Genomic DNA, 18,538 nt, shown 5'->3' on the forward strand with positions numbered 1-18,538 from the left:
GCGTACCCATCCCGAACACGACCGTTAAGCCCTCCAGCGCCGATGGTACTTGGACCGAAGGGTCCTGGGAGAGTAGGACGCCGCCAAGCACTGAAAACCACTGCTGATTAGTCAGCGGTGGTTTTTTTGATGATTTATTTACATGAAAGATGAGTTGCTTGGTCCCCCGGTCTCGCCATCCAATTGCAGTCCGGGATACCGGGGGAGCTGAACACTATCGGGCTGATTCAGTCCGTTCCTTCCGATTTCTCATGCTTATCTTGACGATCCGGTAGAATCCCGGGAGCCGTAACCTCCGGTTCGTCGTCCTGCAGAGCCCCCACGAGTTCTTCCAGCTTGCCAGTTGCTCCTATATCACCGGCCAGGCCTGGATCGGGTTCAGGTATGGGATGAGCGCCCGGGCTGCGCCCGTCAAGCGGAGCTTTCTTGTCGTCCTTCATCTGACAATCTCCTTTCGGTATCATCTGTCTTAGGATGCATCAACAATGCCGTTCTATGTAACGATAACCGCCGCCGGAGCCGGTGAACCACAAAGTCTGTCTATCCACTCCATAACATCCATAAAGTTAACCGTCCGGCAACGGAAAATGTGATATAATGACGACGTTGTTGTAAGGCGCAATTCCAATATGAATATAGGATGGGCAGGATGAAGGGATATATTCGTAACATCGACTCCAGAAGATTGATGATTATGGTCATTGGCAATGTATTTCTGGGAATGGGAATCAGTATTTTCAAGCTGTCGGGTATGGGCAATGATCCCTTCAGCGGCATGGTAATGGCGCTTGCAGACCGAGTCGGTATGGCATACGCTAATTTTCTGATCGTTCTGAACCTGGCATTGTTTGTAATCGAATTCATAACGGGACGAAAGTTCATTGGTGCCGGAACCTTTGTGAATGCAATCCTTCTGGGCTACATTGCTACTTTCTTTCATAATACCTGGTTAAATCTGTTCGGCGAACCTGAACTGTTCTGGCAGCGGGTGATCATTGTGGCAATTGGCGTCGTAGTATGCAGTTTTGGCGTATCTTTGTATCAGACATCGGATGTGGGTGTAGCTCCCTATGACAGCCTGTCCCTGATTATGCGGGATAACTTCCCTAAAGTATCTTATTTTTGGCACCGGATGTTTACGGACGCTCTTTGTGCGTTGATTTGCTTCCTGGCAGGGGGCATTGTAGGCTTAGGAACCCTGGTGTCTGCATTTGGACTGGGCCCCATCATTCATTTCTTTGATAAGCATTTTACGGAGAAGCTGTTGGCCAAAGGACGTTCGAACACGGCAAATAATAACCATAATATTGCGTAGGAATCCGGCCGTGTTCGCTGTTTGCCACTGGCTTGATAGAAGATACTATACTGCTTACTAAGCGACTTATCTGCGGATGAGTTGCTTTTTATTTTGTTGAGCAGGTGAGAATATATCAATTTTACTTGGGGATCGATCATTGTTTCAGGTGGTGTATGCCTATTAATATGGATAGTGTGAAAAAATGATAGCGCTTGCGCAATACGATTGCGCTTTACAAAGGAGCGGATAACCATGCTTAGGTTGGTAAGCGTTGAGAATGGTAAAGTTCAAGGGCTGCCTGCGGCCGACCCCCGGATTACGAGCTTTAAGGGAATACCTTTTGCGGCTCCGCCTGTAGGAGAGAACCGTTGGCGTGCCCCGCAGCCGGCTGAGGACTGGGAGGGTGTGCTGCAGGCCTACCAGTTCGCTCCGGTGTCTATGCAGGTAAGGCAAGAGATCAACGACGATAATATCTATACCCGGGAATGGGCCGTGGAACCGGACATCGCGATGAGCGAGGATTGCCTTTATCTGAACGTATGGACGCCGGCCAAGCATGCTGACGAGAAACTTCCGGTATACGTGTGGTATTTCGGCGGAGGACTGCAGGTAGGCCATCCGGCTGAAATGGAGTTCGACGGCGAACGTATTGCGCGCCGGGGCATTGTGGTCGTCACGATTAACTATCGGCTGAATGTCTTCGGCTTTCTATGCCATCCCGAAATTACTGCAGAAGCGCCGGAGGCCCCCGCTAACTTTGGAAACCTAGATCAACAAGCAGCAACACGATGGGTGAAGCGCAATATTGCCGCCTTTGGCGGCGATCCGGACAAGATCACCATCGGCGGACAATCTGCCGGCGGCGGAAGCGTAATGAGCCAGCTCACCTCGCCGCAGAACGAAGGCCTGTTTCAGCGGGCGATTGTCCAGAGCGGGGTGTTTACCAAGCTTTATTCGGATATGGTCATGCCAGGACTCCGGAACAGCCTGGAAGAGGCGGAACTGGAGGGTGTGCAGTTTCTCAGCTATCTGGGTGTATCCTCGCTTGCGGAAGCCAGGAAGCTGGATGCCGTCTACCTGCGGGACAAGGCCGTAGAGTACGGCGGATTCTGGGGGACCGTCCCGGATCACCGGTTTCAGACAGGCAATCCGTTTGAATTATTCCTGCGCAACGAGCGCTGGATGGTGCCGGTCATGTTCGGCCACACGTCCTCCGAGTTCTTTGCCGTTCCTGAGGTTAATACGTTCGAGGAGCTCGGGAAACTAGCTGAGGACAGGTTCGGCGGAGATGCCGATGCCTTCCTGGCGATTTGCGGCGTGCCTTCCGGCAATATAGATGAGGCCAGGAAGAAAGCTTCGGTAAGCGTCATTGAGTATGCGATCCGGCTTCTGGCCCGGGCTAATTCGGAGACGGGAGCCCATGCGCCTCTGTACTACTATAACTTTGATGCGGAAATTCCGGGATGGGATCAGCCGGGGACCTTTCACTCTGTGGATCTGTGGTTCTTCTTTGAGACCTTGGCCAAATGCTGGAGGCCCTTCGTCGGCAAGCATTACGATCTGGCGCGCCAAATGTGCAATTACTGGGCCAACTTTATCCGCACCGGAGATCCGAACGGAACGGATACCACAGGACTGGAGCTGCCGCGATGGGAGCCTTATACGGAGGAACCTTACGGGATGCTGTTCGCGGACGGGGCGGAAGGCTCCTTACAGGAGCCGGGCGAGATGATGGCATTTCTGGTGGAGCAGTATTTCAAGAGACATGGCCTGGGTGTACAGCAGAATTAATGTGAAGCTGCTAGCATGCAAACGGTCTAGTCCTTTGCATGCTTCTGGTAACTTCTTGGCGTATGCCCTGTCATTTGCTTGAATTGCCGGCAGAAATGCTCTACATTCTGGTATCCGCAGAGGAAAGCCACTTCGGCGATGCTCTGGGCGTTGTGGATCAGATACTCCTTGGCCATGCGGATCCGGCTGTTGATGACGTCCTCCATGCAGGAGATTCCGAACGTTCTTTTGTAGAGATTCTGAAGATAGCCGGGGCTGATCCCCAGGGAATCCGCCATTCCCGAAACGGTCCAATAGCCACCCGGCTGGTTCTGGATAGCGGTTCGCAGCTTCAGCAATTTGTAATATTGAGGGGTAATGCTCCCTTGAAAGTAGGATTCCCATAGCTTGTTGAACAGAATCCGGAGCAGGCTATCCAAGGAGGATTCTTTACAGTCCCGATTAAAATTGTGCTCCGTAACAAGCAGTTCAAACAGCTTGTGACAGTAGTCCGGGTCGTTCAAGGCAAAGGGAACGCCCAGCGGCAGCGGGGATTCCGTAATATAAGGTTCGTCCGCTTCGAAACGGATCCAGTCATTAATGAATGGACCGGCAGAGGCCCGGTAATAAACCTTCTGCGAGGGACGATACAGGACGGCACTGTGGGCAGGATACTCCCGGAGTGCACCGTTAACCCAGAATTGTCCCGGGGTCTTCGTGATGACCAGCAGCCAGTGATAGCCCACAGGAACATCAATTTCGAAATTGCTCCCATGTGCGGTATTGCTTTCTACAAAGTGAATATGCGCCATCTCTATCCGTCTCCTCCTGGCAGACATGCCTTCTATTATATCACAAGAACGAAGGGGGAATTGTGTTGACAAAGAAACAAGGATTCAACCCGTACCTGCCCTCATGGGAGTATATCCCTGATGCAGAGCCGTATGTATTTGAAGGCAGAGTCTATGTATACGGCTCACATGACCGTTTTAACGGGCATGCTTTTTGCTTGAACGACTATGTCTGCTGGTCAGCGCCGGAGAACGATCTGGGCGATTGGCGGTATGAGGGTGTTATCTACCGGACTGCGGATGACCCGCAAAATCCGGAAGGCAGCATGTGCCTGTACGCTCCTGATGTCACAGTAGGACCCGACGGGCGATACTATCTCTATTATGTACTCGACAAGGTGCCGGTCGTTTCCGTGGCGGTGTGCGACAAGCCGGCCGGCCAATACAAGTTCTATGGCTTTGTGCGCTATGCCGACGGCACACGCCTGGGAGAAAGAGAAGGGGATGAGCCGCAGTTTGATCCGGGCGTACTGACCGAAGGGGAGAACACCTACCTGTATACGGGGTTCTGCGCATATGGAGATTCCTCCAGACATGGAGCGATGGCGACGGTGCTCGGGCCGGACATGCTTACGATTATTGAAGAGCCGGTATTTGTGGCACCAAGCCAGCCTTACAGCCAGGGGAGCGGGTTCGAAGGCCATGAATTCTTTGAAGCCCCGTCGATCCGTAAAAAGGGAGATACCTACTACCTGATCTATTCCTCTATTTCCATGCATGAGCTGTGCTATGCAACCAGCGGGCATCCGACCAGAGATTTTACCTATCAGGGAGTCATTGTAAGCAACTGCGATCTTCATATCAGTACGTACAAGCCGGCGGAGCAGCCGATGTATTACGGCGGAAACAATCACGGCAGCATCGTTGAAATTAACGGTGACTGGTATATCTTTTACCACAGGCACACCAATGGAACGGCATTTTCGCGCCAGGGCTGCATCGAGAAGATTACCTTCAGCCCGGATGGAACCATTCCTCAGGTGGAGATGACCTCCTGCGGTCCGAATGGACACCCGCTTGAAGGGCGGGGAGAATATCCGGCGTACCTGGCCTGCCACTTATTCTGCAAGGATCAGGAGATATACACCGGAGGCTTCGGCCGCATCGGCGCCTGGATGGACAGCCGGTTTCCGAAAATTACCCAGGACGGCAGGGACGGCGACGAGGAGCGCGGTTACATTGCCAATATGACGGATTCGGCTACTGCCGGGTTTAAATATTTTGCCTGCGAAGGGGTCACCAAAGTCAAAATCAGGGTGCGCGGATATTGCCAGGGCGAGTTTGAAGTCAAAACAGTATGGAACGGTCCGGCGCTAGGGCGGATACCGGTAGACTTTACGAATGTCTGGAAGGAATATGCGGCGGATCTGGTGATCCCGGATGGGGTGCAATCCCTGTATTTTACCTATACCGGCAATGGCAGTGCCAGTCTGGCCTCATTTGTTCTGGAATAAGGGAGGAAAGCAAGATGACAAACCAATTCATGCAAGCCAACGGTAAAGTTCCGTCTAATGGCAATCCGGTGGTTGCGCACCGCTATGGGGCCGATCCCTATGCTCTTGTATTCGGCGGCCGGGTGTATTTGTATATGACCCATGATGCCCTTGAATATGACGAGACCGGCGAGGTAAAGGAGAATACGTATAGTCATATCAACAAGATATCAGTAATCTCCTCCGGCGATCTGGTGAATTGGGCCGATCACGGGGAAATAGCGGTTGCCGGGCCGGAAGGGGCGGCGAAGTGGGCTACCCAGTCATGGGCACCTGCAGCCGTCCATAAGGTCATTGACGGCAAGGATAAATTCTTCCTGTATTTCGCCAACAACGCCAGCGGTATCGGCGTTCTGTCGGGCGACAGTCCGGTGGGCCCGTGGACCGACCCGATTGGCGAAGCGCTTATTCTGCGCTCTACACCGGGAGTCGAGGATGTAACCTGGCTGTTCGACCCGGCGGTTCTCGTTGACGAGGATGGACAGGGTTACATCTATTTCGGCGGGGGAGTACCGGAAGGGCAATATGCAGAGCCGGGCACAGCACGGATGATGAAGCTTGGTGAAGACATGACCAGTGTTGTCGGGACCGCTGAAGTGATTCCTGCCCCGTTCATGTTCGAGGATGCCGGTATACATAAGCGGGAGGGCATCTACTATTACACCTACTGCTCCAATTTCTATGACGGGGAACGTCCGGCGGGCAGTCCGCCTGCAGGCGAGATCGCCTATATGACAAGCGACAAGCCGCTTGGTCCCTGGAGCTATATGGGGACGATATTAAAGAATCCGGGACATTTTTTCGGAGTTGGGGGCAATAATCACCATGCCATTTTTCAATTTGATGAAGCTTGGTACATTGCCTATCACGCCCAAACCTTGTCCAAGGCACAGGGAATCGCCAACGGCTACCGTTCGACGCATCTTAATAGGCTTTATCATAACGGGGACGGTACTATTGAGGAAGTGCAAGCGGATTATGCCGGTGTAGAGCAAACCCGGTATTTTGACCCGTATCTACCCGTACCAGCGGCTACATTCGGATGGAGCGCAGGTGTGAAGGTTGAACCCGGGGGAGCTTCGGGGGAACGGGTTCTGGCGGATATAGCCAATGGCAGCTGGGTAGGGTTGTCCGGGGTGGATTTCGGAAGCAAGGGTGCAGCAGCATTCAGCGCTTCGGTGATCAGCCTTGAAGGAGGCGGTACGATTGGGCTGCATCTGGATAGTCCGGCAGGGCCGCAGATTGCCGAGCTGTACATTCCGGCCGCCAATGGTCCCGAGCAGCAGCGGGAGCTGAGAACGGGCGTAAGCGGGGCCGAAGGCGTTCACGATCTGTATCTGGTATTTAAAGGGGAACACAGTATGCCGTTATTTAAGCTTGCAGCATGGCGGTTCATACAGGAGGACTGAGCAGGCATCCACAGTCTGTTCTTCCCATAGCGGGGCGATGCCGGACGGTTGGCCGGAAGGGGAGCTTTTACCCGGCAAAGTCCAGCCTTCGAAGCCGAACCTAATCCAAAAAGGACATTCCAAGCAGAAATCCATTAGGCTTGGTGTGTCCTTTTTTTGCCGCATATGAACACCGTAATTTCTCATTTAACTGCCATCCGCCTTAGCGTCCTATTTGCTTCAACTGTGATGAATATTATAGACTGGATTCTGTCAGCCAACTTCAAGGGAGTTATCATCGGTTGGTGCATTTATGAAGAAAAGGGGAAGCAGAATGAATGAAAAGAGACACCAAAAATCCAATAAGCTAAGGGTACTGTGGAGAGGGCTTCTGATCATTATAGGGGCTCTTATAGCTGCCTACGGACTAGAGGCCGTATTAATTCCCAATAACGTTTCGGACGGCGGCGTGACAGGACTGAGCATCGTCGGCTCTGAGCTGTTTGGACTACCGCTGGGACTGCTGATTGCTGTCATTAATATTCCTTTCGTCTGGCTGGGCTATAAGCAAATCGGTAAAAGCTTTGCCGTGTACTCCGTTCTGGGTATTGCCTCATTAGCGGCCGGTACGGTTCTGATGCATCACGTTCCAACCATTATTCAGGGAGATACCTTGCTGGTTACCGTTGTCGGCGGGATTATCATCGGCTTTGGGATGGGGTTAGCACTGCGTAACGGCGGGGCTCTGGATGGAATTGACATGCTGGCCGTGCTGCTCTCGCGGAAGCTGCCTTTTGGCACAAGTGATCTGATCCTGTTCCTGAATGCCTTTGTCTTCGTCGTTGTGTCGACCGTGTTTGGCTTACAAGGAGCGATCCTTTCGGCGCTTGCTTATTTCATTGCTTCCAAGGTTATACATATCGTTGAGGAAGGCTTGAGCGGCTCCAAAACCTTTAAAATTATCACGAACCAGCCTGAAATGTTGGTGGAAACGATCCGGGACCGCTTGGGGCGGGGAGCCACCTACACGGATGCGTACGGCGGCTACTCCAATGAACAGTACAAAGAAATCACCTGCGTCATCAACCGTCTGGAAGACAGTAAAATCAAAGAGATCATTTCGGAAATTGACCCGAATGCCTTTGTCGTAGTCTATGATGTAGCTGAAGTCCGCGGCGGTAATTTTAAAAAGAAAAATATACATTAACTGCAAACGGCAAGATTGTGCAAACCGCTCCAAAAAGTCCAATGCTGCGAATCCGTCCGTCCAAAAAGTCCTATTGCCGGAAGAGGCGCAGGAACGTATGCTACGGATGTTGATTCCTGGAAGGAGGATTTGGAATGGGCTTGCAGATGGAGCATTTGGACCGGGGGCTGGCAGCAGTGTGCACCTCTGAGGGGATATTTATCAGCTGGCGGCTGTTAGGGCAGGAGGTGACTGCCGCTTCTGAGCATGGCCTCATTGGTGCAGATTTCCGCTTATATCGGGATGGCTTGCTTGTGGCGGAGATTGCTGACAGCACCAATTATTTAGATAGAGCAGGCAGCAGAGAAGCGAAGTATTCGGTTGCCGCCGTGATGAACGGGGAGGAACAGGAGCGCAGTGCCGAGGTGCAGCCATGGGAAACCCCTTATCTGGAGATTCCGCTCCAGAAGCCGGCGGATGGCGTTACACCCGCAGGGGAGCCTTATACATACAGCGCCAACGACATGAGTGTCGGCGATGTGGACGGCGATGGTGAATATGAGTATATCGTCAAGTGGGACCCGTCCAACTCCAAGGACGTCTCCCATGTTGGCTATACGGGGAATGTATATCTGGACTGTTATAAGCAAAACGGTACCCTGCTGTACCGGATCGATCTTGGAGTGAATATCCGGGCGGGGGCGCATTACACCCAGTTCCTGGTTTATGATTTCGACGGAGACGGTAAGGCGGAGCTGATGTTCAAGACAGCGCCGGGCACCCGGACCATCCGCTACCGGGACGGTGCTCCCGCCTCCGAAGCCTTCATCACCCTGCTGCCCGAGGATGCGGAAGCCGGATACAGTCATCAGGATGATTACCGTATGAGCGGTGCCGATTATGCCGAGCATGTGGTTGCGATGTTCCGGCAGTGGCACCGGCACGAAGAGGTGATTGCCGGGCACTGGCCGGCTACGCTGGAGGAGTGCTTCGGCCTTGCTCCCACATATGCCTATCCCCTCTCCCGGGAGGAAGCGGAGCGCTTGGCCGATTATTTCCTGGATGTGTATGCCCCCGGCAGGAGCGAACGCAACAAGCTGCGGCAATTCGAAGGCTTTATTCTGAGCGGGCCGGAGTATCTCAGCGTATTCAGCGGGGAGACTGGCGAGGAGCTGGCGACGGTCCGCTACAAGCCGGGCCGCCATGACGACGGGCTCATGTGGGGCGACTATTCCTGGAACCGGATCGAACCGGGTAACCGGGTGGACCGCTTCCTGGCCGGGGTTGCTTACCTGGACGGCATTAAGCCCCATGCATTGTTTGCCCGCGGGTATTACACCCGGGCTGCGGTGGCTGCCTATAGCTGGGACGGGCAGGAACTACAGGAGACCTGGTATACCGACAGCGGCTGGGTCACCATGAACAATCCGTTCCGGGATACGCTGCACCAGCAGGACGGCCGTAATCCAGGCTTCGGCGGACTGGCCAAGCAGGGCGCCCATGCCCTGTCCACCGCCGATGTGGACGGGGACGGCTGCCAGGAGATCATTTACGGGTCGGCGACGATTGACCATGACGGAAGCATTCTTTACAGTTCCGGCGGGATTCTCCCGGAGGGAAGCGTGGCCCCCGGGGAATATGCCAAGCTGGGGCACGGTGATGCCCTGCATGTAGCGGCTGTCGATCCCGACCGGGACGGGCTGCAGATCTATATGGTCCATGAGGAGGGCATTCATGGCCCTTATGGATATACGCTACGGGATGCAGCTACCGGCGAGGTGCTGTATGGAGATTTTTCCAGGGAGGATGTCGGCCGCGGGATGATCGGCAAAGTGGAGCCGGAGGTGCCCGGGCTGCAAACCTGGTGCAGCGAAAGCCACCTGGCTCATGAGCCGTCCCGGGGCCTGCGCTCCGCCAAGGGCGAGAAGCTGAATGAGCAGGCCCCCGGCACCAACATGAGCATCAAATGGGCGGCAGACATGACGACCCAGTTCATCAGCGGCACTTTCGACGAGCCGGTGGCCATTGAAGACTGGAAGCGGGGCCGACTGCTGACGGCCGAAGGTACCCGCTCCAACAACGGCACCAAGGGCAATCCCTGCCTGGTGGCCGACCTGTTCGGCGACTGGCGGGAGGAGCTGGTGGTGCGTACGGCGGACAGCACGGCCATCCGCATCTATATGAGCACGGAGCTGACGGACCGCAAGCTGTACACCCTGATGCATGATCCCCAGTATCGGACAGGGGTAGCGTGGCAGAACGTAGTGTACAACCAGCCTTGTTATACCAGCTTCTATCTGGGTACGGATATGAACTGGTCCAGGGTTCCGGTTCCGGATTGGAAGAAGGAACAGTAATACGAGCTTAGGGCTTGGTTAGCGCAGCTGACCGGGTCCTTTTTTTCATTACCTTAAAGCCTCACATTTAGATAATATAATTATTAACTATATCTTGTACACGATAAAATCAGATTTATGATCTTGCGTTAATTTTCCCTATTATTGCATTGACTCGGACTATTTCCTCTGACTATAATGTTTTTGTAAATACAAATATATTAATAAATATATTAATTAATGTTCATCACAAATTTTGACGAGAGGAATCAATTCCGTGAACATTCAAGCGAAACAAGACTATGCCGGGTATCTGTTAGTGCATTTTATCGGAGAGCAGCCTGACGGCGAGCAGGTGTATTTCTCTTACAGTGAGGACGGACTCCATTGGAAGGACTTGAATGCAGGCGAGCCGGTCCTGCGCTGGGAGCAAGGGGAGCGGGGAGCGAGAGATCCTTTTGTCGTGCGTTCGCCCAAGGAAGGCAGGTTCTACCTGATCGCAACGGATCTGCGCATTGCCAGCGGCAAGGGCTGGGATGTAGCGGTGAATGCGGGCAGCCGGGATATGATCGTCTGGGAATCGGATGATCTGGTGAATTGGTCCGAGCCTTGGCCGGTGTCCATCGGGGTTGAGGGGGCCGGATGTGTCTGGGCTCCGGAGACGGTATATGACGAAGCTGCGGATGAATTCCTGGTATTCTGGGCTTCCGCGACCCAAGAGCCGCATGAGAATGAGCGGAAGCATAAGATTTACTGTGCGCGTACGAAGGATTTCCGGGAGTTTACACCGGCGGAGAAATATATCGAGCGGGACAATCATATCATCGATACAACGATGATTGCCCATGACGGCAAGTATTACCGGTATTCCAAGGATGAAACGACCAAGAATATCCGGGTAGAGCAAGGCACTTCGCTCGATAAGGATGCTTTCAGCTATGTGGATGCGCCGGTGCTGGAGGCGATTATGGGTGTGGAAGGTCCGGAAATCTTCAAGCTGAACGGCCGCGAAGAGTGGTGTCTGATTGTGGACCGTTATGCGGAAGGGAAGGGATACCTGCCTCTGCTGACCAATGATCTCGGGAGCGGTGAATTCCGGATTCTCGCAGATGAAGAGTTCGACCTGGGCCGCAGCAAGAAACGCCACGGCGGCGTCCTGCCTGTTACGGCGGAGGAATGCAGCCGGCTGCTGGCGGCGTTCGGAGACGGCCATCAGGCGCTGCCCGGACAATTCGCTGATCCGGATCTGGCGAAGTTCGGGGACCGCTTTTATCTGTATCCGACAACGGACGGCTTTGAAGGCTGGTCGGGCACGCAGTTTCATGTGTTCTCCTCCGCAGACCTCAAAGCTTGGCAGGATGAAGGCGTCATTCTGGACCTGGCGACGGATGATGTGCCTTGGGCGGTCGGCAGTGCCTGGGCACCGGCCATTGCCAGCAAAGACGGCCGCTTCTATTACTATTTCTGCGGCAAAAAGCCGGATGGGGAAAGCGCCATCGGTGTGGCGGTTTCCGAAGCGCCGGCAGGCCCGTTCCGCGCACAGCCGGAGCCGCTGATTACGATGGGGCAGCTGAAGCGTCTCGGCATTGCCATGGGGCAAGCCATCGACCCTTCTGTCTACATCGAAGATGACGGTACTCCATATCTGCTGTTTGGTAACAGTCATGGCGCAATCGTTCAGCTTGGCGGCGATATGGTAACCGTTATTGAGGATACCATGAAGAACATAGAGGGGCTGCATGATTTCCGGGAGGCGGTCACCGTCCTTAAACGTGACGGGCTGTATCACTTTACGTGGTCCTGCGACGATACTGGCAGCGAGGATTATCATGTCAATTACGGTACGTCGGAGCAGCTGTACGGATCGGTAACGTTCCGCTATACAGTGCTCAGCAAGAATACGGATAAGGGGATGCTCGGCACCGCGCATCATTCCATTATGCATGACCCGGATACCGGGCAATACTGGATTGCGTATCACCGGTTCGTTACACCGTTATCCCGTTTCAGCGGATACAAAGGCTATCACCGCGAAACCTGTATCGATCCGCTGGAGTTCGGCGGGGACGGGCTGATGATGCCTATCAAGCTCTGAGGCAGGGATATGCGGACAGGCAATCCTCAAATTTATCTTCTATATAAAATAGACCAATAACGAACCACATCAGGAGGCTCGAGTATATATGAACGAAACCATTACCAATCCTTTAGTCCTGCAGCGGGCCGACCCCTGCATTTACCGGCATACCGACGGCTATTACTACTTTACCGCCTCCGTGCCTGAATATGACCGGATAGAGCTGCGCAGAGCCAAGACCCTCGGCGGGCTGGCCGACAGTGAAGCGGCCGTAATCTGGCGGAAGCGCATAACCGGCATTATGAGCGGTTATGTATGGGCGCCGGAAATTCATTTCATCGGCGGCAAGTGGTATGTCTATTTCTCGGCGGGGAGCGACGATGCGCCGTTCGCCCAGCGTCTGTATGTCCTTGAGAACGCTTCGGACAATCCGCTGGAAGGGGATTGGGAGGAGAAGGGTAGAATCTATACTGCCTGGGATACGTTCTCGCTGGATGCGACCACCTTTGAGCATGAGGGGGCGCAATATCTGGTGTGGGCTCAGGAAGACCCGTCGATTGGCGGCAATTCCAGTCTGTTCATCTCCAGGATGGCTAATCCATGGACCCTGGAGGGGGAACAGACGGTGCTGACCCGTCCGGAATATGACTGGGAAACAGTGAAATACCGTGTGAATGAGGGGGCTTCCGTGCTGAAGCGGAACGGCAAGATCTTTATCGCCTACTCGGCCAGCGCTACCGACCACCATTATTGCATGGGCCTGCTGACGGCGTCCGATCATGCCGATTTGCTGGATGCCGCATCGTGGACCAAATCCCCTGTGCCTGTCTTTGAGTCGAATGAGGAGAACGGCCAGTATGGCCCCGGACATAACAGCTTTACGGTGTCTGCGGATGGAACGCATACTCTGCTTGTCTACCATGCCCGCAATTATAAGGAGATTCAGGGGGACCCCCTGTTCGATCCCAACCGGCATACCCGTGTACAGCCGCTGGCGTGGGGAGAGGATGGTTCGCCGGTGTTCGGCGTTCCGATTGCAGATGGTGCCGAAGTGAAGCTCTAGAGCTATTCGGCGTATGCTCAGGCATACGAGGGAAGCGGCAAGCAAGACCCTATAATAAGAAGGAGCCCCCGGCCATCACGGCCGGGGGCTCCTTGCTTGTACTCTTTGAACAATAAGCAATTAATTATTGCAGATTGATAATGTTGCTGATAATAACAGCGGCTTGCGCGCGGTTGGCAATGCCCTTCGGCGCGAAGGTATCGGCGGTCATGCCTTTGACAATGCCCTCCTGGGTAAGGAGTGCTACTGCGTCTTTACCGTAAGACGCGATGCTTGCTTTGTCTTTGAAGCTCGCAAGTGCAGCGTCGGCATCAGTTACAGCCTTGCCCTTGAACTTCGTCAGCGCATTTGCGGCGATAATCGCCATTTCTTCACGGGTGATGGCACGGTTTGGTTCGAATTTGCCATTGCCTACGCCATTAACCAGGCCGTTCTCCACGCCGGCAGCCACATAGCTGTAAGCCCAGCTCGCTGTGCTTACATCACTGAAGCTGGCCGAAGCGTTCTCCAGCGGCAGGCTGAAGGCGCGGACGATCATCGTAATGAATTCAGCGCGGGTTACATCCTTCAGCGGTGCGAAGGACTTGCCGCCTACTCCGTTGATGATGCCCTTGGCCGTCAATTCCTGAATAGCCGGAGCTGCCCAGGCTACGTTGCCCAGATCCGTAAAGCTGGCTGCAGGAGCCGGAGTAGCTGTCGGCTGGGTAGCCGGAGTTTCAGTAGGTGCCGGTGTTGCGCTAGGAGCAGGCGTTGCCGTCGGAGCCGGTACAGTTGTACCCGGTGACGAAGGTTCCTGTTCAAGCACACCGTTATCCATGCCGTCTGCTTCTGTTGCTGCCGGAGCAGAGGCATAAATCGCATTGGCCAGCAATCTGAACTGGTTCTGCGGATGATATTTGTTCAACAGATCGTTCGCGAACAAGGTAACATGAATGTTGTCCGTCTGGTAATCCAGTGCCAGTACCTGACCCTTGGCGGCGTCGCTGTTCGGCCACCAGCCGGCTTTGAAGAAGTCATCGCCGGTTCCGTAGGTCGCCAGCACTTCTGCACCTTCCGGAACTGCCGTGATGTAAGCGGCGGATACAGTGTACAGGTATTCCTTCGCTTCATATGGAGCGGTGATCAGGCTGTCCTGCGAGATGTCGGCCTGGAACAAGCCTTCATGCGCTGCAGTTCCGCCCGATGCATTCACCGGATTGGAGTAATTCAGGCCCGGCAGGATGTTCAGCTTCTTGATGCTGCTCAGCATGGACCGGCCGTAACCGATGAACGGCTTGCCGGAAGCAATCAGATCCGTACCGGAGTTGACCAGTACGTCGGCTGCCGCCGGGCTGGAGGTCACCGTAAAGCCGAGATCGGCCAGGATATAAGAAGGTGCCCCGCCAATGGCAACGTTCGCCGGCTTGAGCAGCTTGCCAGTCTTGTCTCCAGTACTGCTGAAAGGTACCAGGTCGAGCAGATATTTGGCGGCTACCGTTCTCAGGTTCGATCTGGAAACGAGGAAGCTGCCCTTTTCATAACCGGCTCCGCCATTCTCCAGCAGAGTTACAGCTTTCTTGTTCGCAAGCAGCTCGTTAACGGCTTTAATAGCGTCGTTGTTGCTGTTGCGGATGACATAATTCTGGGCAAACGGATATTGATTCAGATTGGTCGTTGGAACCGTGATGCTGCTGACTTGAGTAGTCTTGCCGGCAAATGCGGCAGCCGTACGGCTGATATACCGGTCGAATCCACGCATGTTGGCGAAATTCTGGACGGTATCGGAATACATCGCATCGAAGTCGGAGACATCCAGTCCGTCATAGAGCACCAGGTTGGCATAACCGCGTTTGGCCTGATGCATGTTCACAATAAAGGTACCGGCCGGATAAGTGACGCCATCTACGGTGACAGGCGTATTCGTCTGTTCCACCTTAACACCGTTGCGGAGCAGGTATTGCACCATTTTGTAGGTTTCCAGCTCGTTCTTCTGCAGCTCTTTGGCTACCGGAAGCACATAGTATTCAGGGAAGAAGTTCGCGTCTTCACTTTCACGCTCACGTCCAATCGACTCGTAGTTGGCATTGACCAGGTACGGGTCAACCTCTTTATGATCTTCATTGTTGATGCCGCGCTTGAAGATTTCCAGCTGGTTCAGGAACAGCTCTTCCTTGTTGTCCTTTACGTAGCTGGTGGCAGCCAGTGCTGCATAATAGAAGGCGTCCAGGGAGTCTTCATTCAGCTCCGGCACTTCAATGGTGTGTCCAAGAGCGCCCTGATGCATCGCATAGACAGCGGTGTAAGCCGGGGAAGCATCGTCCCATCCGGTCGCATTGCCGTAAGGATCGGCATAGTCCGGATCATTCTTCAATTTCTCGGCTTCCAGATAAGGGATGTGGTACACATCGTATTTAGTGTTGGCGATTCCGGCGTTGCCCATAGCATTGGCCTGCTCCAGCATACTGTCCATGACCAGGTCGTATTCCAGGTTCGGGTCATGCGGAGGTGTGCAAGGCTCAATCAGGAAGCCGTTCACGAAGCCGTGCATATCCAGGAAGCTGAGCGGGGTCCACTTGGCGATCTGGGCGGTAGTAGCCTGAGTTTCCGGTTGTGTCTGGTAGGAGTTGTCACGGTTCGGATCGAGCAGCGTGGAGGTCGCACGCGTATTCAGTGCACGGCCGTCCGGATTCTCCACATAATTCAGCAGGAAGATCACGTTATCCAGCGCTGCGTCAATGTTCAGGGTGACCGGCACAACATTGCCGGCGGCGTCGGTAGTGTCATAAGTAACGATTTGCTCGGTCATCAGCGTTTCCAGGAACTTAATGATCACGTCTACGCCGTTGGCTTCATCCGCATGGATGTTGTTCAGCCAAATCGGCACTTTATAATCCTGAAGCTGTCCGCTGCGGATCTTTTCCTGCAAGGCTGCAGGATCATTGTTCATCAGCGGCAGCGTTTCATTCAAATATTGGTCAACGGACGCCTTATCCTTGGCGATGATGGAGAAGTGGATCGCCCGTCCTTGGGTGGATGTGCCGATGTTCTGGTATTCCACGTATCGGTCATATTTATTGTTCTCGGGGGAGGTCAGCCGGTCAATGGCCGGTTTGATCTCATCATATGTATGATAGCCATCATACGGATTCAGCTTGACCTGCTGCTGTGCCAGTAATTCTCCGGCCGGAGCGGTCGCCGTCAGGGTGTACACCCCGGCAAGCTTCACATACTCGGCGCGGATGCCGCTAAGCGACAGATTGTTGCCGTAAGGCTGGTCGAAGTAGACCAGAGCGGTTACGGTAGATGCTTCTGCAGGTTTATAGGTAACGGATACGAACGGGTTCCCTGTATAGGCTTTGGCATCCTTGTCCCATTTCTTCCACTCTACCAGAGACTTGGTCTCCTCTGTTGTTCTGCCGAACATCCAGTTGATCTGGTCTGCCGTAACTCCTTCAGGAAGAGTCAGGGTAACCGGCATTGTTCTGGCGTCGGTCATCGAGGCTTGGTAGACTTCTGCCGCTACTGTAACAGCTTCGGAAGCGGCTGATGGCAACGACGCTTCCGGGGCTACAGCAGATGATGCGCCGGAATCCCCTGCGGGAGCAGTCAGAGCTTGAGATTGGACTTCAGCGACGGCTTCGCCGGCATAGGCTGCCGGAATGATGCCCGACAACGTCAGGGTTAAGGCGATTAATAAAGATAATAGTTTCTTAGTCATCAGTTTACCTCCCAGTGGTTCTCTCTATTTGTTGTGTGCCGGTAAAAAGGACTGCTTCAGCCCCGAAAATTGTATGCATCCCCCCAATGGATTCGCATGGCAATGCTCTCATGAATATGTCATATTCACATCGCATGTAACGAATTAATATACACAAAATATTTTTAATATGCATTTGAATCAATATAATATAGTATTTTAATTAAAATCGGAAGCTTTTTTTAATAGTTTATTTACGCAGGGATTTTATCCTTCAGGAAAATGCTAGTCTATTGAATTCAGCGAGGGAGTCTTGCGAAGAGTGAAAAAAATCATGTTTTGAGCCTTTTTACTTCATTTATAAAAAAGGGATGCTCTCGGCCGCCAGCGGTTGATGCGTCCTTTGTTTTATGTTTTCCGGCTGTAGCCTTCCAAGGTTTAAAAATCGTAATTATGTTGATTTCGTAATGAGTAATTATTACGAATAAACTAGCTCAAAATACAGACAGTGAACATGGCGCTAAGCCGGTTCGCTGTCTGTGTAGCCGCAGCGGACTGCCCGGGCAGACGAAGGCTCGGGTGGTAAATATTATGCATTGAAACCGCCAGATAAAAGAAGTATATTATTACTCCGGCCGTCAATTAACTAATGAAGTTGAACGGCTGGAAAAAAATACAGCTTGATAGAGTAGCTGATGGCGTGATATATTATTATTCCGGCCGTATTGAAGCGGTTTGGATGAAATGAAGTTTCGACTCAGAAGGAAGAACTTAAGGTGAAAAATAGTTCTTGCCACACTGAATTAAATGAGATATAATCTAATTCTGGTCGCTAAACGGCCATGAAAGATTGCGAAGGTTGATCTTTGAAAACTGAACAACGAGTGAGTATCGGAAATCACTTCGGTGATTCCAAAAATGAGAATTTATTCTCGTCAGTTTCAAAATGAGCTATCAGCTTATTCGATAGATTTTCGGATGGTTATTTTCTCGAAGCAATTCGGGTGAAGTAACCGGTCGGAACAACCTTATTGGAGAGTTTGATCCTGGCTCAGGACGAACGCTGGCGGCGTGCCTAATACATGCAAGTCGAGCGGAGTTATGAGGGAGCTTGCTCCTGATTAGCTTAGCGGCGGACGGGTGAGTAACACGTAGGCAACCTGCCCCTTGGACTGGGATAACTACCGGAAACGGTAGCTAATACTGGATAATTTCTTCTGCTGCATGGCGGAAGAATGAAAGGCGGAGCAATCTGTCACTAAGGGATGGGCCTGCGGCGCATTAGCTAGTTGGTGGGGTAACGGCCCACCAAGGCGACGATGCGTAGCCGACCTGAGAGGGTGAACGGCCACACTGGGACTGAGACACGGCCCAGACTCCTACGGGAGGCAGCAGTAGGGA

Annotated in this window: 11 protein-coding genes and 2 rRNA genes; 10 read left to right on the forward strand and 3 right to left on the reverse strand. The window is 53.3% G+C overall.

Annotated features, from left to right (window positions below):
- A 5S ribosomal RNA gene (gene rrf, locus F1379_RS29040) occupies nucleotides 1-89 on the forward strand; the annotation flags it as partial.
- 138 nt (nucleotides 90-227) lie between these two features.
- Here the strand turns inward: rrf and F1379_RS29045 are convergent.
- A complete protein-coding gene (locus F1379_RS29045; protein ID WP_150275968.1) occupies nucleotides 228-440 on the reverse strand; it encodes a hypothetical protein in 213 nt (70 codons plus the stop codon).
- A 209-nt stretch (nucleotides 441-649) separates the two neighbouring features.
- Between F1379_RS29045 and F1379_RS29050 the strand changes: the two genes are divergently transcribed.
- Both F1379_RS29050 and F1379_RS29055 read left to right on the forward strand, forming a co-directional pair.
- The gene (locus F1379_RS29050; protein WP_150275969.1) at nucleotides 650-1,315 is read left to right on the forward strand and encodes a YczE/YyaS/YitT family protein; all 666 of its coding nucleotides are present in this window, start codon (nucleotides 650-652) and stop codon (nucleotides 1,313-1,315) included.
- A gap of 234 nt (nucleotides 1,316-1,549) precedes the next feature.
- A complete protein-coding gene (locus F1379_RS29055) occupies nucleotides 1,550-3,088 on the forward strand; it encodes a carboxylesterase/lipase family protein (RefSeq protein WP_150275970.1) in 1,539 nt (512 codons plus the stop codon).
- 26 nt (nucleotides 3,089-3,114) lie between these two features.
- On the opposite strand, the gene F1379_RS29060 is transcribed toward F1379_RS29055, so the two are convergent.
- A complete protein-coding gene (locus tag F1379_RS29060) occupies nucleotides 3,115-3,879 on the reverse strand; it encodes a helix-turn-helix transcriptional regulator (RefSeq protein ID WP_150275971.1) in 765 nt (254 codons plus the stop codon).
- A 65-nt stretch (nucleotides 3,880-3,944) separates the two neighbouring features.
- On the opposite strand from F1379_RS29060, the gene F1379_RS29065 reads away from it, so the two are divergent.
- The 6 genes from F1379_RS29065 to F1379_RS29090 all read left to right on the forward strand — a co-directional run bounded on the left by F1379_RS29065 (nucleotide 3,945) and on the right by F1379_RS29090 (nucleotide 13,461).
- Nucleotides 3,945-5,372 carry a family 43 glycosylhydrolase gene (locus tag F1379_RS29065; protein ID WP_420850557.1) on the forward strand — a complete coding sequence of 476 codons (1,428 nt, stop codon included), beginning with the start codon at nucleotides 3,945-3,947 and terminating at the stop codon, nucleotides 5,370-5,372.
- 14 nt (nucleotides 5,373-5,386) lie between these two features.
- The gene (locus F1379_RS29070; RefSeq protein ID WP_150275973.1) at nucleotides 5,387-6,820 is read left to right on the forward strand and encodes a glycoside hydrolase family 43 protein; all 1,434 of its coding nucleotides are present in this window, start codon (nucleotides 5,387-5,389) and stop codon (nucleotides 6,818-6,820) included.
- 313 nt (nucleotides 6,821-7,133) lie between these two features.
- Nucleotides 7,134-8,006 carry a YitT family protein gene (locus F1379_RS29075; RefSeq protein WP_150275974.1) on the forward strand — a complete coding sequence of 291 codons (873 nt, stop codon included), beginning with the start codon at nucleotides 7,134-7,136 and terminating at the stop codon, nucleotides 8,004-8,006.
- Between the two features lie 134 nt (nucleotides 8,007-8,140).
- A complete protein-coding gene (locus F1379_RS29080; protein ID WP_150275975.1) occupies nucleotides 8,141-10,342 on the forward strand; it encodes a rhamnogalacturonan lyase in 2,202 nt (733 codons plus the stop codon).
- A gap of 256 nt (nucleotides 10,343-10,598) precedes the next feature.
- The gene (locus F1379_RS29085) at nucleotides 10,599-12,416 is read left to right on the forward strand and encodes a glycoside hydrolase family 43 protein (protein ID WP_239004856.1); all 1,818 of its coding nucleotides are present in this window, start codon (nucleotides 10,599-10,601) and stop codon (nucleotides 12,414-12,416) included.
- Between the two features lie 88 nt (nucleotides 12,417-12,504).
- Nucleotides 12,505-13,461 (forward strand): glycoside hydrolase family 43 protein, encoded by a 957-nt coding sequence (locus F1379_RS29090; protein ID WP_150275976.1) that lies wholly within the window; start codon nucleotides 12,505-12,507, stop codon nucleotides 13,459-13,461.
- A gap of 124 nt (nucleotides 13,462-13,585) precedes the next feature.
- Here the strand turns inward: F1379_RS29090 and F1379_RS29095 are convergent, their stop codons facing one another.
- The gene (locus F1379_RS29095) at nucleotides 13,586-17,158 is read right to left on the reverse strand and encodes an S-layer homology domain-containing protein (RefSeq protein ID WP_150275977.1); all 3,573 of its coding nucleotides are present in this window, start codon (nucleotides 17,156-17,158) and stop codon (nucleotides 13,586-13,588) included.
- A gap of 1,007 nt (nucleotides 17,159-18,165) precedes the next feature.
- Here F1379_RS29095 and F1379_RS29100 point away from each other — a divergent pair.
- Nucleotides 18,166-18,538: ribosomal RNA gene (locus F1379_RS29100) — 16S ribosomal RNA — on the forward strand; the annotation flags it as partial.

It is taken from the genome of Paenibacillus tepidiphilus (genome assembly GCF_008635795.1).
Classification (GTDB): Bacteria; Bacillota; Bacilli; order Paenibacillales; family Paenibacillaceae; genus Paenibacillus_AQ; species Paenibacillus_AQ tepidiphilus.

Excerpts from the sequence above, each read along its gene's own strand:
- F1379_RS29090 (WP_150275976.1), top strand. The coding sequence starts at position 12,505 with ATGAACGAAACCATTACCAATCCTTTAGTCCTGCAGCGGGCCGACCCC.
- F1379_RS29060 (WP_150275971.1), bottom strand. The coding sequence starts at position 3,879 with ATGGCGCATATTCACTTTGTAGAAAGCAATACCGCACATGGGAGCAAT.
- F1379_RS29095 (WP_150275977.1), bottom strand. The coding sequence starts at position 17,158 with ATGACTAAGAAACTATTATCTTTATTAATCGCCTTAACCCTGACGTTG.
- F1379_RS29055 (WP_150275970.1), top strand. The coding sequence starts at position 1,550 with ATGCTTAGGTTGGTAAGCGTTGAGAATGGTAAAGTTCAAGGGCTGCCT.
- F1379_RS29070 (WP_150275973.1), top strand. The coding sequence starts at position 5,387 with ATGACAAACCAATTCATGCAAGCCAACGGTAAAGTTCCGTCTAATGGC.
- F1379_RS29050 (WP_150275969.1), top strand. The coding sequence starts at position 650 with ATGAAGGGATATATTCGTAACATCGACTCCAGAAGATTGATGATTATG.
- F1379_RS29045 (WP_150275968.1), bottom strand. The coding sequence starts at position 440 with ATGAAGGACGACAAGAAAGCTCCGCTTGACGGGCGCAGCCCGGGCGCT.
- F1379_RS29075 (WP_150275974.1), top strand. The coding sequence starts at position 7,134 with ATGAATGAAAAGAGACACCAAAAATCCAATAAGCTAAGGGTACTGTGG.
- F1379_RS29080 (WP_150275975.1), top strand. The coding sequence starts at position 8,141 with ATGGGCTTGCAGATGGAGCATTTGGACCGGGGGCTGGCAGCAGTGTGC.